This is a genomic window from Streptomyces sp. NBC_01013 (assembly GCF_045162765.1).
Classification (GTDB): Bacteria; Actinomycetota; Actinomycetes; order Streptomycetales; family Streptomycetaceae; genus Streptomyces.
On record NZ_CP108687.1, the window covers coordinates 1 to 15321 of the forward strand.

The 15321-nt window shown below is 65.1% G+C and carries 8 protein-coding genes and 1 pseudogene; 5 read left to right on the forward strand and 4 right to left on the reverse strand.

Annotated features, from left to right (window positions below; translation table 11 throughout):
- Positions 1-872: 872 nt before the first annotated feature.
- Positions 873-3386, forward strand: coding sequence for a Helicase associated domain protein (locus tag OG538_RS00005; RefSeq protein WP_406088824.1), 2514 nt, complete (start codon positions 873-875; stop codon positions 3384-3386).
- Between the two features lie 227 nt (positions 3387-3613).
- On the opposite strand, the gene OG538_RS00010 is transcribed toward OG538_RS00005, so the two are convergent.
- Positions 3614-4519, reverse strand: a complete 906-nt coding sequence (locus OG538_RS00010) for a hypothetical protein (RefSeq protein ID WP_406088826.1) — start codon at positions 4517-4519, stop codon at positions 3614-3616.
- Between the two features lie 96 nt (positions 4520-4615).
- A complete protein-coding gene (locus tag OG538_RS00015) occupies positions 4616-5737 on the reverse strand; it encodes a S1 family peptidase (protein ID WP_406088828.1) in 1122 nt (373 codons plus the stop codon).
- A 1527-nt stretch (positions 5738-7264) separates the two neighbouring features.
- Between OG538_RS00015 and OG538_RS00020 the strand changes: the two genes are divergently transcribed.
- Positions 7265-7606 (forward strand): hypothetical protein, encoded by a 342-nt coding sequence (locus OG538_RS00020; RefSeq protein ID WP_406088829.1) that lies wholly within the window; start codon positions 7265-7267, stop codon positions 7604-7606.
- A gap of 295 nt (positions 7607-7901) precedes the next feature.
- Positions 7902-8297 carry a hypothetical protein gene (locus tag OG538_RS00025; RefSeq protein ID WP_406088831.1) on the forward strand — a complete coding sequence of 132 codons (396 nt, stop codon included), beginning with the start codon at positions 7902-7904 and terminating at the stop codon, positions 8295-8297.
- 814 nt (positions 8298-9111) lie between these two features.
- Here the strand turns inward: OG538_RS00025 and OG538_RS00030 are convergent.
- Complete coding sequence (locus tag OG538_RS00030) at positions 9112-11184, reverse strand: Shedu anti-phage system protein SduA domain-containing protein (RefSeq protein ID WP_406088833.1); 2073 nt, start codon at positions 11182-11184, stop codon at positions 9112-9114.
- A gap of 383 nt (positions 11185-11567) precedes the next feature.
- Between OG538_RS00030 and OG538_RS00035 the strand changes: the two genes are divergently transcribed.
- A complete protein-coding gene (locus OG538_RS00035; RefSeq protein ID WP_406088835.1) occupies positions 11568-12206 on the forward strand; it encodes a hypothetical protein in 639 nt (212 codons plus the stop codon).
- Between the two features lie 674 nt (positions 12207-12880).
- Positions 12881-14320, forward strand: coding sequence for a group II intron reverse transcriptase/maturase (ltrA, locus tag OG538_RS00040; RefSeq protein WP_406088837.1), 1440 nt, complete (start codon positions 12881-12883; stop codon positions 14318-14320).
- Positions 14321-14450: 130 nt separating this feature from the next.
- On the opposite strand, the pseudogene OG538_RS00045 reads toward ltrA, so the two are convergent.
- Positions 14451-15300, reverse strand: a pseudogene (locus OG538_RS00045) (IS5 family transposase); the annotation flags it as partial.
- Between the last annotated feature and the right edge of the window lie 21 nt (positions 15301-15321).

Here is a 15321-nt window from a genome sequence, read left to right on the forward strand (position 1 = left end):
CATCGCTGCGCGATGGGCAAGCGAACCACCGCGCTGCGCGCGGTGGTTGCGCTCCCGCTCCGCGTCCGCGCTGTACCTCGCTGCGCGAGGTACCCACCTCCCGGACTGCGTCCGGGAGGTGACGGTCCGTCCGCTGCGCTTCCGGACCGGGCCTTGCTGTGCAAGGCCTGACTGGTCCTCCGTTTCACTCCGGACCAGGTTGGGCCGGTCCGCTGCGCTCCCCTGCCCAACGGTCCCTCCGGCTGCGCCTCCAGGACCTTGTGGCCCGCTGGCGCGGGCCCGGCTGGCTATGAGGGGCGGGCTCTTAGCGCCTTCTTCTGAAGTAGCCGCGTTGGTGCAGCTTGTAGATGATCACGGGGGCCAGGATGAGCCACACGGCCAGGAATGCCCATTTGAGCCATGGGGGTCCATCAGGCCGGGCGCTCTGGGCCAGTTCTGTGGCAGCCACGCTGAGTCGAGTCATGTCTCCCGGATGCCCAGGCCGGCGGGCGGCACACAGCAGCCGCTGGCCAATTGCGAGGGCGGGCTGACCATCCGAAGAAGCGGACGAGACTGAGGGAGCGTCAAGGTCCCGGACTGGCTTGCGATAAGGCAAGACTAACGGCTTTCAGCCGCGTTCGGGGGAATCTCGTCTCATTCTTTGTGCTTCATTTCTTAGAGCGGGATAGACTCTGGACTCAGAGCACACCACCCCGGATCGCTCCGGAGGGTTATCGAGATCCACTCAACCGCCTTGCCGGTATTCCGGTGGGGCGGATCAACCAGCCGATCACGTCAGTCCAAACGTAGCCCTTGTGGTCCGTCTAAGTGCAGATTTGCCATTTCCCTCCGCTTGAATCGACCGGACGGCACCTCAGGAGAAGGCAGGCGATATGTCGAGCAAAGACCGCGCTGATCAGCGCGAGGCAGCCCAGCGAGAAGCCATTGACGCGGTCCTGCGTGCCCTCGAATTGCCTGCAAGATCACTTGTGCCCGAGCGAGGGCTTCGAACGCAGGTGATCATGGCGACCGGCTCCGGGAAGACGCGGGTGGCGGTCCGCAGCGCGGAGGAGCTCCACGCGGGCCGTGTGCTGGTGCTCGTGCCCTCGCTGGACCTGCTCGCCCAAACCGAGTCCGCGTGGCGCGAGGGCGGCCGCCGGGGGCCGATGATCGGGGTTTCCTCGCTGCGGCGTGAGGAGGTGTCCTTCCCCAACACCACGGACGTGGACGAGCTGGTGGAGTGGACGCGGGGCCTGGACAAGGTAACCGTGTACGCCACATACGCCTCGCTCGGTCTGGGCACGCTGGAGCGGGCGCACGCCGGGGGCCTCGCGGCCTGGGACCTGATCGTCGTGGACGAAGCCCACCGCGTTTCGGGCCGGATCGGGAAGCCGTGGGCGGTCGTCCACGACAACCAGAAGATCCCCTCCCTGCGCCGCCTCTACATGACGGCCACGCCGCGGCTGTGGCAGCTCGGGGACGAGGACGAGGCCGGCGCACCGGGCGAGTTGGTCGCGAGCATGGAAGACGACCCCGAGGGCCCCTTCGGCAGCCGCTGCTTCACGCTGACGCTCTCGGAGGCGATCGACCGGGGAATCTGTGCGCCCTACCAGGTCGTATGCGTGGACGTGACGGACACCGCGCTCCAGGCCGCGCAGCTCCTGGGCGCAGAGGGCCGCTCGGCTGAGGTGCGCGGGGCCCGGCTTGCCGCTCTGCAGACCGCCTTGGTGAAGGCGTCGGCGGAGGAGAACTTCCGGCGCACGCTGGTCTTCCACCACATGGTGAAGGAGGCCGAGGCCTTCGCGGCCGGCCTTCCGGACGTCGCCGCGCAGCTGCACGCCGCCGATCCGGAGCTGTATCCGAAGACGATCTGGGCGGACTGGCTGTGCGGCGACCACAAGCCGCTCCATCGGCGCCGGCTGCTCGGGGAGTTCGCGGCCGGGATCGCAGGCGACGGCACCGTGGTGGAGAAGTGCTTCCTGTGCTCGGTGAAGGTGTTGGGCGAGGGCGTAGACACCAAAAGCTGTGACTCCGTGTACTGGGCGGACGTACGCGGCTCGATGCCGGACCTGGTCCAGGCCGTGGGCCGGGCGCTGCGGATGCAGCCCGGCGAGGGCAAGGTTGCTTCCCTCGTGGTGCCGGTGCTGCTCGGGCCGGGCGAGACGGCCGACAACATGCTCACCTCCCGGGCCTTCGGCGGGCTCGCCAAGCTGCTGGAGGCGCTGCGGGCGCACGACGCGCGGATCGTGGAGAGCCTCGCGGAGCAGCAAGCCCCGAGCCGCTACAAGCCCGTAGCCAAGGACGACAGCGGCAAGAGCACGGGCGAGAGCGGCGAGGGCTCCGGAGGCGTCAGCGCCCCCGCCAAGGCCCTGCTGAAGTTCTCCACTCCCCGCGACCCTGCCGCGCTCGCCGCGTTCATCAACCTGCGGGTCCTCAACCCGGAGCACGAGCACTGGCGGCGCGGCGTGGAGGCGGCCGTCATCTACGCCCGCGAGCACGGGGACCTCCGCGTGCCGTTCACGTTCCGGGTGCCCGCCGTGGACGACGGCCAGGAGGCGGAAGCCACCGGGTGGCCGGCCTCGCTCGCCGGGTTCCCGCTCGGGCAGTGGACTGCCGACGCCCGCCGGTTCTACGCCCGCGGTGACATGGACGAGGACCGCGTCGCGCAGCTGGAGAAGCTCGGCATGATCTGGAGCCACTTCGACGTCGCGTGGGAGGAGGGCCTGTCCGCCGCGCGCGGGTGGGCCGAGACGAACGGGCACCTCCTGGCCCCGCTGGACGCCACCTTCCAGGGCGCGAAGGTGGGCATCTTCCTGAAGAACGCGCGGGCCGCCGCCCGCAAGGCCGCGGAGAACGAGCAGCGGCGTGCCGAGGGTCTGCCGGTTCAGTCGTCGGCCGGAGCCCTGTCGGACGAACGTCGCGAGCAACTGGAGAACATCGACGCCTCCTGGTGCCCGAGCTGGCCGGTGACCTGGCAGCGGGCCTTCCACCTGGTTCGGATGCACCTGGACGCGGGCGAGGCGCTGCCCACCGAGGCGGGCGACGTCCTGCGCCAGGGCGAGGACCTCGGACGGTGGGTGCAGTCGGTGCGGTACGGGTGGGATCAGCTCACGACCGTGCAGCAGTGGATGTGCGAGCAGGTTCTCGGGATCGAGCCCGCCAGCGAGGACGAGAAGCCTAAGCGCCGTACGCAGGCCGACAAGTGGGCGATGAACTACGAGGCCGCCAAGCAGTTCTACGAGCGCGAAGGCCACCTCCAAGTCCCGAGGAAGCACGTCGAGCGAATGGTCGGCGAAGAACGGGAGCACCAGCTGGGGGCCTGGATCGGGAATCAGCGGAGCAGAGCCGCGACGCTGCCCCCGGAGCGGATGGAGCAGCTGTCCGAGGTCGGGATGCGGTGGTCGTAGCTGTGTAGCGGCGTACAGACAAGCACGTGGGCCGGACAGGATGCTGTCCGGCCCACGCTGACGCCCAGGGGCAGTCGAAGTCAAGCATCTCCTGAGACGGGGCGGCTCCCTTGCGCCGTTCTGCCGTACTGTCTTCCAGCGGTCAGCTGCGCGCTACTAAAGCGGGTGGGAACTAACGGGGTCGCTGACGCTCCATTTCCAGTCCCTGCCACTGCTCCTCGCACGGCTCAGCTCCAGCTCGGTGAGGGCCCGTGCAGCGGCTTATAGGGAATGGGACGGCCGGTGTCTGCGTCCAGTAGAACTCGGTCTCCCAGAGGGCGCTCCAGCTTCACTGTCACTTGCTGCAAGTGTCCCTGCTTGGTGCAGGTGCCGGACCCCGCTCGCTCCTGGACAGAGGATGTCAGCACGACGCTGCCGTGCGTCTCCAGCACATCAATTGCCGGTTCATCGTCGCAGAGGCCATGAACTGTGACCACAGTGATCGATCGCCTGTCTGGTGTCATTTGAACCAGCCGGTCGAGTGGGTATCCGGGGATGTCCGAGCCCGACCCCATCGGCGACTTAGGGAGGGCCGACGGAATGACTGCGGCCTGCTTGAGGGGGGAGGCATAGCCCCGGAGGTTGAACAGCCAAGCTGGAACCACGGCCGGTCCGCGGGCAGTGGACAGGTTCATCTCTCCCAGACTCGCACCGGTCACAGTGAGGTGTGGTGTTCCATCATCGACGCGGGCACCGCCGGTCAAAATCTTGTACGCCTCATCGGCTCCCCTCAGCGGTCGTGTAAGTGTTCCGTCGTCGTCCCAAGTCACACGGCCAGCTTTGTGCGTGGTGCCGGGCAACTTTCCTTCCAGGACGAAACTGTGGTCTTGGTAGGCTTGTCGATCGGCCTTGCTGCGCAGCCCGCCTCTCGGTAGTTGAGTCACGTCGCTCATGGGATGGAAACCGTCACGCCATGCGGCAGCTGCGGCTGACCCGTCCCATGCCTCAGCGACCTGTTTGGCGCGCTGAGCTTGCATCTTCGTGTCCCTACTGACTTCTTGCTGGCTGCCGCAACCGGAGACGGCCCCCAGGCCAGCGGCAGACAAAGCGACTCCAGCGAGCAGGCTGACAGAGCGCAATATCTTGATGAGCATTTGGCCTCCCGGCGAAACAGAGCAATGGGTCGTCCCGTCTGTGACGTGGCTGGGCCAGGCGGGGTTCCGGTTGCGGCAACTGGAGCGCAGGCGGCGTCAGTAGACCTTGAGGCCGCGCTCTGTCAGCACGGTCTGCACCTTAGTGAAGTAGTTACGGTAGGTGCCGCTGGAGGAGGATGTGCACGTCGTCTCGGCGGTTCCTCCGGAGAGAAGTCCCAGCGCCGTCGTGCCATTGAATGCCGGCCCTCCACTGTCCCCGCCGAGAGCGCAATTGTTCACCTCAAACATGCCATACAATGACTTACCGTCGATCGTGACGGTCACTGCGTTCTTAGTGACATTGCCCGTCAAATCTTGGCTCATGACTCCAATCCTGCTGATGTGTTCGTTCTCCGACGGGTAGCGCGAGTCAGTGATCTGGCCGAACGTACCGTCCCGAAACCGGACCATCCCGAATGGGTAAATATCGGCACCATCTGCTCTAATGCTGGCCCAGTCGCACGCCCGAGTTGAAGAGTCGCAGTAGCCGCTGGTGCCGGTCCCGAAGTTGTATGCAGTCTGGGGACCGACCTCAGTGCCGTTCGCATTCATGTACCAGATATTACCGGTACCCGGCACGCAATGCCCAGCTGTCAGCGCGTATACCACCCCCGCGGAGTTCTTGGCATTGAATCCAGCGCTGCAGATCCAACCCTCGGAGGTAATTCCATTTCCGCCGCGGATATCAGCCTTGAACTTCAGCTTGCTATGGATCCTGTCGATGCGTATCGCACCCGGCTCAGCTGCCGCCACCTTCTTGATCCTGGCCTGACTGGCGGCGGGTACCCCGTCAAAGATCTCGACGCTCACCTGATTGGTCCTCGCCTCGATACCCCACGACGTATTGGAAATCCCTTCCAACTGGTCAAGCTTGCGGTGAATAGACGTCAGTTCAGCTGCACTACGGGCCACGAGTCTCGGAGTTCCGCCCGCTTCGCGGACGGCCCGTGCGGCCGCCTCGTCAGTGACAGTGATCACAGGGCGGCCGTCCTCGTAGTACACGCCGCCGGTTCGGTCGTCACCGAGCTTGGCCGCCAGTGCTGCCACCTCGGAGGGGGCACTCAAGGGCTTAGGGTCTTCCCCTGCCGACACCGGTCCGGTTGCCGCAATGACGGTCAGCAGGGCGACGGGAAGAATCTGCGCAAGTCTCTTACGGGCACGCTTCATGGCGATCTCCAAGAAATTATCGAAACTAATTGGGCAGTCACATCGGGGTGTCGCGTTGATTTACCTACACCCCTTAAGGATTGTCACGCAATCCAAAAAGTTGCTATTTAATTCAGGGACGCCCACCGGGCGGATACATCTTGCCTCGAAAGCAACTCTCTTCCCCTTCCCGAGATTCGGCTATCCCGGATTTGTCTCGTTTCGCGGTCGAGCGGTGTTGAAGGTATCAGCGATTTGACGGCGATGGACCCTATACTTTGAGACTGGCCTGAAGTAGCCATCAATTCCCCAACTGTGACCAATGTCCACAAATCGGATTTCGCGGTGGTCGTTATGCGAGAAGGCATTCTCGCCACGGCGGAAAGTAGCCCTTTGAGATCATCTGGATCATCACCGCCGTTCTGTGAATGGGCCAGGACAGGGGTCGTCGGCCAGGTGGTGATCGCCGTCGGCGGTCTGAAAGACTCGCCACTGGCTCTGTCGATGACGAGGAGCAGCGTTTCTCTGGCAGTTCGGGAGGCGTTTCCCGCGTCGAATATCGATCGCTTCGGACAGCAGCTCGGTGTCGACTGGCAAGACGCCGTCTGCTGGTCCTCCGAGGCCCGGGACAAAAGCGCTGGCTACGGGCGCAGGTGGCAGCTGTCGTCTCGCCGTTGCCGAGTGCCGGCGGGTGCCTCCCGTTCTCGTCGACGTCCAGATCCGGGCTCAGCGAGCGCCTCCCGAGGCCGTCGACAACTGCTGTCGTGTGACGTCGACAAAGCCAAACGCTCAAGATCCACTTTCGACACACGGCCTAGCGGCCGGTGGCGCATTGGCTACGAATCGTCTTCTTTGTCTTGCCTCAGGTGGTTCCTGGCAAAGGAGATCTCTTCAGGATGAGTCGTTGTCCGGGCCAGCACCCAGGCGGTGCGTGCGTCCATGCCGGGCCCGTACGCCGCTGCCAGACGCCGGGCACGCCGTGTGGTCAGTGGTGCTAGCAGCCACCGGCTCAGCGGAAACTTGATGCGCTGGTGTGGTGTGGAGGCGTCACGATGGGAGTTCACCTGTGCCTCCGGCAGTGCTGGTGTCCGGGAGAGTGCCGACAGTTTCCTTGAGTGGGCAGTGGGGTTCGGAGCACTGGGTGTGGTTGCAGGCCCGGAGGTTAGCCAGGGCGAAGCGCGCTTCGATCAGAGCCTTGTCGTCTTGGTCTGGGCTCCCGTATAGGAAGCGGGAACATGGCATCGAGAGGGGTGTGGGCGTTGCGGACGTCGGTGAGGATGCCGAACGTCGTGGTGCGGTTCAGCCGACCTTCGTGGGCGGCTCGCGCCCAACCGAGGAGGATCTGGTGGGCGTGGTCGCGCACGTCTGGCTGTCGCAGGGTCTGCATCCAGCCGTTGATCAAGAAGTCCCGGATGGCCGGGGCCGCTGGTGCCGCGCTCATGAGGGTGTCCAGGACGGTGTGTGTTGGGTCGGTGAGCGCTAGGAACGCCCGGGGACCATCCGTCAGGGCGGCGTCGCCTTGTCCACGTTCTCGCCCGGCCGCGCACCAAGTGGTATGCCATGCGCCTCGATCTTCGGGGTCCGGTGCCAACTCCCGAACGCAATCCGGACTACCGAGCCCTGGGAGTTGCCACCGAGGACGGGCAGGCGCACGCGTACGCCGCTGCCAGCGCTGACTGCGCAGCCGAACTGCTACAACACCACTCCGCGCCCGAGCGCGTCCTCACGGAGCTCTCTGCCGTGCTGGCGTCGGCATCATGGTCCCTCGCCTTCCAGCACAAGCATGTCGAGATCCTTACGGCCATGAAGGACGCGCAGGCGAAAATGCCGAGCCAGGCAAATGAAATCTGGGTCAGCATCATCGGAGAGCTCGAAGCCCGGGCCCCTCGCGGAGATCGTTGAGCCAGCAGCCCACTGCCGGTGCCAGCCTGACTACCGCGATAGCCCGTGGAGCTGCCCGGTCCATCACGGCCCGGCTAGGGCGCGTATCGAGTCGCGATCAGCCGGTGGGAGGAGGAGCTGGAGACCGTCCACCTCATTAGGGAGTGCGAGAACGCCGGTGTCGGCGCTGACCTGCGGTGACACGTCGCGTGTGTGTCAGCGACCTGTCACCGGGCAGGGTGCTCGGGTTTCGACCCGTGTCGATGGCCACCTTCCATAAGATTGCCCCTGGTGCACGGCCAACGAGGAGGCATGGATGGGAAATCTGGGGGGATACCAGACGATGACGACGCTGGCGAAGAAGGTGGGCGGCCCCGGGGCGCTGGCCGTCGCCACCGCCGTGGGCGGGTGGGCCATCGGCCGGAGTGCTGAAGCTGGTGGGAAGAGCGTATTCAGGGCCGCCAGGGCTGCGGCCAAGATGCGGAACGCCGCGTGCTCGACGAAGGGCCAGGTCTTCGACGTCGTGTCCGACGGCGAGGACGGCAAGGGTCTCGCGCTCCGGGCAGGTGACCAGTACCGAGTCATGGAGTGCGACGGGGAAGCGATCCTCATCGAGGTGCTCGGTGGCACGAACAATCCCTACTTCACGTCAGCGCAGTTCCTGGCGTCGGTGTCGGGCTTCCCCATGGCGGAAAAGGTTAATGCTGAGTAGCTCGACTGTGGGTGTGGGCACTCGAGTCAGCGGCTGACCCGCGATGCTTCGCAACAGGATTTCCTTCCATTTCATCCTGTACTGGGTGAACAGAAGCAAACCGTCAGCTAAAGACCTACGTGACGTGGCCGAACTGCGTCTCAACGAGCGACACGGACTCGCCGTTGGCAGTCGCTAAATTTCTGGACGACCTCAAGTTCGCGTGAGGGACACACATCCGACTCGGCCGGTGAGCAGCCGAAAACGAGCAGCGGGGCCGGACAGGGTGATCCTGTCCGGCCCTGCTGTCGTCGGATCAGCCGAAGTCGAGCGTGTACTGGGCGAAGTCGGCCGGGGCGGGCGGGGCCGGGGCGGGCCGGGGCGCCGGCGGTCCGTCCGGACGGGATGCCTCCCAGCGCGTTCGGCCAGCTCGTCCTTCCAGCCCTTCGGCGGGGGCCACGGCACGCCCCAGGCGCCGAGCTGGTCTCGCTTCCAGCCGCCGGCGGGTGTGCGGGCGGCTTCGATCTCTTCGGGTGAGGGGAGGTACGTCATGGATGGTGCGCTCTCCGACATGTTGCCGTGGATGACGCCGATGCCACCGCGGTCCAGACCCGTCTGCAACGGTTGGTAGAGCCGCGGCAGGCTAAGCAGCGCACCGAGGAGGATCGGGAGGCCGGAGAGCTGATGCGGCCGCCGTACGACTTTCCGGACGCTGAGGCGTTGCAAGCCTTCGCGGCGCCCGGGCGACGGAAGCGCGGGCCGAATCAGATGTGGCGCACGACTGCCCGTGTTGACCGTAAGAACAGAGTGGAAGGCGGGCCGACGGGTGGGCCGCCTAGCGATCTTCGACGATGAAGGACGCTCGCTGGTAAAGCTCGTCGAACGTGATGATCTCGACGTCCTGGATCGATGTCCGGAACAGCTCGAATGAGTTGATCTTCTCTGGGTTCACGGCGCCGTTGTGAGTGAACTCGCGCAGACTCCCGATCACCACGACCTGCCGGGGCCGGGTAGTGGACATCTCGACGCCGGTCGGAGTGCCGTCGTCGTCATAAATGCGGGTGAGGAACTCACGGGAGATGAGCTGCTGGGCCTTGCTGGCGGTCTTCTGCACCTGCGCCACGCCGCCCCCCAATTCTTTTGAGGCCTGGTAGACACCCGCGCGGTACGGGGTCTTGGCGAGCAGCTCCGTGTCGTGGGTCTTGATTTCACAGAAGAGCATGCTGCTGATCAGGCCCTTGGAACGCATGATGGCGTCGATGCGTTTTCCGGCTCCGCCGAAGATGTTCGCACCGGTGGTGATGCGTTCCAGCTTGCCGTCGTCGATGGATTCGCAGGCGATGAGGTTGAGTCCGTAGCCGAAGATCCACTGGTTCGCCTCGAAGAAGGCCTGCCAGACCGCTTCCGCCCCGCGCGTCGTTGCCAGGCTCTCCTCCTGCTGGAAGTAGTCCGCATCGTTCAGCAGTCGCTCGAACCTCTGGAGCTGTTCTTTGCGGTTGCTGATCAACCGGATGTCCTCCTCGGTGAGCCCGCCCCCGATCGCGGTCCTGACCGCACCGAGAACCATCGTCCGGTCCTGGCCGGTCAGCAATTGAGCCAGCTGATCCTCGTCCCTGGCCACGAGCTGGAGAGAGTCGCCGGGCGTGCTGAGCCCTGCGCAGCCCTGGAGGAAGTTGATGACCTTCCAGAAGCTCTCGTAGACGTCCCCGGTGTCGACGAGCGCCTTGATAGCCCGGGTGGTCCCGGTATCGGGCACCGTCTGCGTGGCGGAGGCCTCCCCTGCCTTCCTCTTGTCCTTCTTCCACAGCTTGATCCTCGGCGTGAAGGTGTCACCCTTCTTGATGATGGTGACGTTGCACAGCGTGGCCACCTGGGGCCGGTCGTCGAGGACGAAGTCAGTGACCATCCGGCATGCGCGGGTGTCGTAAAGGTAGTGGAACCCGCTGCTGTCCTGCGAGCTGCGGATTTCCAGATCGGCGAAATCCCTGCGGGTGACGTCGAACTCGGTAGTGGAGAAGGGGAGACGGAGACCGCGAACGATGGGGGTAGCGGGCGCCGCAGCCTGAGTCCGCCAGTCCGGCGAGATGTTGGGCAGCGGCCGGTGATCACCTTCGACGACGAGGTCCTGGACGTCGGTGCGTCCGAGCTGGCTGAACAGGTGCTCCAGTGTCCTCCAGATCACCTCCTTCATCTCCGGGGTGCAGGTGGGCTGGAGATCGCGCTCCACGGTCAGGACCGCCGCGTAGGTGTGCTCTGTCCAACTGTCACCAGGCGTGGGACGGAAGAAGCCACCATCGCGGCGCAGGGTCAGGACAGCCGTGCGCAACAGGTCACACGCGGTCTCCTCGCCGGCGCAGTCCAGGAGGCTGTAAGTCTGCCCGAGGACCAGATCGAGCTTGCTCGCGTCGTCGTCGTTCAGCGGCAGGGGGACCAGCGGTCCCGTGGGCGGAAGTCGGACCGGCGTGTAAACAGGGCGGCCCGAAAGGGACTCGTGTGGACGCAAGCCCCATCCGTCCGGTGCCAGCAGCCGGTTCAGCTCCTCAACCTGCTTCATCGCCTCCTCAATACCAGTCGCGACCTCGGGGTGGACGGTGCGCGCCAGGAAGGCAAGCAGCACCTCGTCCGGTCCGTCGGAGAGCTCCAACCGGGAGTCCTCGAAGATCCAGTCGTCGGGCAGGTCGTCCTCGTTGTTGATCCGGTGCTGCTGGATGTCAGCGCGGACGGTCGGGAGCCGGCTGTTCTCGAACGCAGGCCGGTCCAGGTCGTAGAGGCCTTCCAGGAACGTGACCTCGTCCAATCTCCCCCACCAGGGGCTCGATATCCCGCGCAGGGAGTCGAAGATCTCGCGCCGCGTCACCGAAGTGATCGATGGCTGCGGGTGTGCCGGGGAGGGGTCACTGGACGTCATGGGTCCCAGGATGAAGGGCAAGGCGGCCACGTACCGGCCGATCGAGATTTTCCCATCCCACACGAAACATCAGGCAGAGTGCCGCAGCAGGCTGCTGGACGACCTTGAGTTCGCGTTGGGCCGCGCATCCGCCTAGGACTTGTCCGGCCGATCATGGCGTTGAAGCAGCAGATGCTTTGCATACGGGGTGGGCTCGCCCGGTCCGGCCAGGATGGTTGCTGAGGTCGTCCTACTGGGCGTCACACCCGCTGTGCTCGGTGGTCACAGTCCTGGCCTTCCCATGTTGAACACGTGGGCGGGTTCCTGGGGACCTGGCTACCCAGAGCAACAGTGTCAGCCCGCACAACTAGGGTTGCTGACCACTGACCTCAAGGGGCTTCACCATGGGCATTCATCCCGACGTCGCCGTACTGCTCGACCTCGTGCCAGCAGACTTCGTAGGCGGCGAGCAAATCGACTGGGCTGCGGCCGAAGTCGCGCTAGGCACCAAGCTGCCGAGTGACTACAAGGCTTTGCTGGACACGTACGGCGTGGGCGATATCGGAGAGCTCGTCATTCTGCCCCCACTCCCGAGTGACGTGCGCGGTTGGGAAGGGTGTCACATCGGAGGCATGACGGACGGCCTGCGCGGGCTCTGGGAGGACGGCTCAGGAATCCCAGACGTGACGCTGGGTGCCGATGCCGTCCTGCCCTGGGGTTCTGGGATGAACGCCAACGAGAGGGCTTGGCTCATGAACGACCCAGATCCGGACAAGTGGCCTGTCATAGCCTGGCGCCGGCACCACTCGTGGGGCGAGTCGCCGTGGGCCCTGTTCGACTGCAACACGGTCCAGTTCATCACCCGCATGATGCTGGGCCAGTTCGACGCCTGCCCACTCGGCGATGCGTCGCTCTGGAAGCGGACAGACACCTTCGTCAGCTGGCGAGAGCAACATCGACGGCTTAGGGCCGGCCTGGACCCTTCTACAGGTGAGCCCGATCCCTACGCCCACATGTACCCCGTCACCGAGGACTGGCCCTGATCAGGACCGGAGCCAGATTGCGGGGGCTGCCACCGTCGCGGTGCCGAGGAAAACGTAACCGCGCTTGTCGTAGCGAGTGGGTGCGCCACGAGGCGCCATGGAATCGAGTGAGGTGAGAGACCTTCACCGCCGGGTTGTCGTAGCAATCCGGTTGCAGCTGGGGGCAGTTCGGTTCGGGGGATGTCGAGCTGAGCGGTAAGCAGCCCCGACAACGCCGGGACGGGTTGGTACTGCCAGACGACCCGGGTCCGGCTAGCGAGACAGGAAGGTGCACGCGAGAAATCAGTGCCTGACGCCCCGTAATTACGACACCGGCTCGAACCTGGCGGATTTGGGCCGGACGCAGTGCACGACCACCAGTGCTCGTCGGTGGTCGACTCCGAAGCCGACTCCACTCATCGGTGGGGAGGCCACGCTGAAAGTCTGCGGCGTAAGCGTGGCGATGCTGCCGGGGTAGAGCTGGGCACCTCACCTGTCGATCGATTCGTGGTGAACGTGGGAACTGTCCACGGTCGCTCCCGTGTCGGACATCCAGTCCGATCGGGGGCAGGTCCATCGCCGGCTGATGGCCGTCGGGCAGGACGGAGGCCCCGTAGTACTCCGAGGCCGGGAAAGCCGGTCACATGGGGAAGGGGCCAGCAAGTCAGCAGTAAGGAGACTGGAATGCCAGGAGGATGTCGCCGGTGAATACCGACGAGCTGGAATGGGCCTTGATGAAGGCCGAACGCCGGGTACTGGAGATCCAGACCAAGCTGCACCGTTGGGCTGTTGATGATTCTCATCGCGGGTTCGACGACCTGTTCAACCTCGTGGCCGATCCCGCCTTCCTGTTGGTGGCGTGGGACCGTGTCCGGGGAAACAAGGGTGCCCGCACGGCCGGAGTGGATGGGAAGACCGCCCGCTCCATCGAAGCCGGGCAAGGAGTCGAGGCTTTTCTCGACAAGCTGCGGACCCAGATAAGAGACCGCAGCTTCCATCCGGTTCCCGTCCGCGAGCGGATGATTCCCAAGGCGAATGGCAAACGTCGTCGTCTCGGGATTCCGACCGTGGCGGACCGAGTGGTCCAGGCGTCCTTGAAACTGGTGCTGGAGCCGGTGTTCGAAGCGGATTTCCTCCCGTGTTCCTACGGGTTCCGCCCGAACCGCCGAGCTCACGATGCGATCGCCGAGAGCCGCTACCTCGCCAGCCACGGATACGAGTGGGTGGTAGAAGGCGACATCACGGCGTGCTTCGACGAGATCTCGCACCCGGCCCTCATGGAGCGGGTGCGGAATCGAATCGGGGACAAGCGGGTGTTGTCCTTGGTGAAGGCGTTCTTGAAGTCCGGGATCCTGTCCCGTGACGGAGCCTTCACGGACACACGCACCGGGACCCCGCAGGGCGGGATCCTGTCGCCGCTGCTGGCCAACATCGCACTCTCGGTCCTGGACGAGCACATTGCCCAGGGCCTCGGAGGACCAGCTGGCACCTCCGAGGATCGGCGCAGGAGACGACGCCGGGGATTGCCCAACTACCGGCTGGTCCGGTATGCGGACGACTTCCTCGTGCTCGTCTTCGGGCGCCGGGACCATGCCGAGGAACTACGCGACGAGGTCGCAGAGGCATTGCGGCCGATGGGCCTACGCCTGTCGGTGGAGAAGACACATATCACGCACATTGACGAGGGCCTTGATTTTCTTGGATGGCGCATCCAGCGTCACCGGAAACTTGGCACTGATCGGCAGTACATCTACACCTACCCGGCACGGAAGTCAGTGCGTTCCATGACGGGAAAGGTGAAGGAACTGACCGGGCGACAGAACGTCGGCTTGTCGCTGGATTCCTTGCTCCACCGGCTGAACTCGGTGTTGCGGGGATGGTGCGCGTATTTCCGTTCCGGAGTCTCGAACGTCGCTTTCTGTTACCTCAGCCACTACGCGTGGATGAGGGTGACACGATGGATTCGACGCAAGCATCCCGGGATCACTTGGAAACAGCTCCGTCGGCGCTATTACGGCGGCGGCTGGTGGCCCGCCACAGAGGAAGCGGAACTGTTCAACCCGGCCAAGGTAAGCACGACCAGATACCGATACCGGGGAAAACTCATTCCGGCTCCGTGGCCCACTACGGCTTGATGAACTGAACATCCTGGAACGGGATTTGTGGAGAGCCCGGTGCCCGGAGACGGGCACGCCGGGTTCGGGAGGCGGCTCGGGGAAACCCACTGTTGGAAACACCAGCAGGGCGCCCCGAGTCGACCTCACCGACCGCCCGGGACTGCTTCAAGAGGTTGATCGCCCGCTCGACGGTGTTGCGCTTCTTGTACCGGTCCTCATCGAAGCCGGGCGGCCGCCCACCGCCTGTGCCCTTGCGCAGGCGGGCCGCCTGGCTGTCGGTCTTCTCCGGGATGGTGTGGCGGATTCCCCGCCTTCGCAGGTACTCGCGGATGGGGCCGTTGCTGTAGGCCCTGTCGGCCGCAAGGCTGTAGGGCTTCTTGCGTGGTCGCCCCAGGCCCGGTCTAGGGACTCGGATCTTCTCCAGCACCGCGATGAACTGGGTGCAGTCAGCTCGCTGACCTGGTGTGACGATCAGGGACAGCGGACGGCAACGGCCGTCCGCGCTCAGGTGAAGCTTGCTGGTGAACCCGCCGCGCGAGCGGCCCAGACTCTCGCCTCCAGCACCACCTCCACCAGGCGGGCGTGCAGACTCTGCCACGGCGCTTCGTCCTGATGTTCTGGCTCCTCGGCCCCCTTTGAGCCGGGCGCCGACGGTGGGGCGATGCGAGCGCCCGCCGCATGCTGATGCGCCCGCACGATGGTGGAGTCGACCGAGATGTCCCAGTCGATCTCGCCTGCTGCATCGGCTGCGGCCTGGACCTGCTGGAGGAGACGTTCCCAGGTACCGTCCGCCGACCACAGCCGGTGGCGTTCATAGACGGTCTTCCACGGACCGAACCGTTCGGGCAGGTCACGCCACTGCACTCCGGTTCGCACCCGGTGCAGGATCCCGTCGATCACCTGCCGGTGATCCCGCCACCTGCCGCAACGCCGGTTGCTGACCGGCAGGAACGGCCGCAGCCGTTCCACTCGGCATCACTCAGATCACCCCGCCCCATGCTCCATTCAACGGCTGGAGC

What these genes read in the sequence shown, in the direction of transcription:
- OG538_RS00005 (WP_406088824.1), top strand. Translation starts at nt 873, where the DNA reads ATGTCGAGCAAAGACCGCGCTGATCAGCGCGAGGCAGCCCAGCGAGAA.
- OG538_RS00010 (WP_406088826.1), bottom strand. Translation starts at nt 4,519, where the DNA reads ATGCTCATCAAGATATTGCGCTCTGTCAGCCTGCTCGCTGGAGTCGCT.
- OG538_RS00020 (WP_406088829.1), top strand. Translation starts at nt 7,265, where the DNA reads ATGCGCCTCGATCTTCGGGGTCCGGTGCCAACTCCCGAACGCAATCCG.
- OG538_RS00025 (WP_406088831.1), top strand. Translation starts at nt 7,902, where the DNA reads ATGGGAAATCTGGGGGGATACCAGACGATGACGACGCTGGCGAAGAAG.
- OG538_RS00030 (WP_406088833.1), bottom strand. Translation starts at nt 11,184, where the DNA reads ATGACGTCCAGTGACCCCTCCCCGGCACACCCGCAGCCATCGATCACT.
- OG538_RS00035 (WP_406088835.1), top strand. Translation starts at nt 11,568, where the DNA reads ATGGGCATTCATCCCGACGTCGCCGTACTGCTCGACCTCGTGCCAGCA.
- ltrA (WP_406088837.1), top strand. Translation starts at nt 12,881, where the DNA reads ATGTCGCCGGTGAATACCGACGAGCTGGAATGGGCCTTGATGAAGGCC.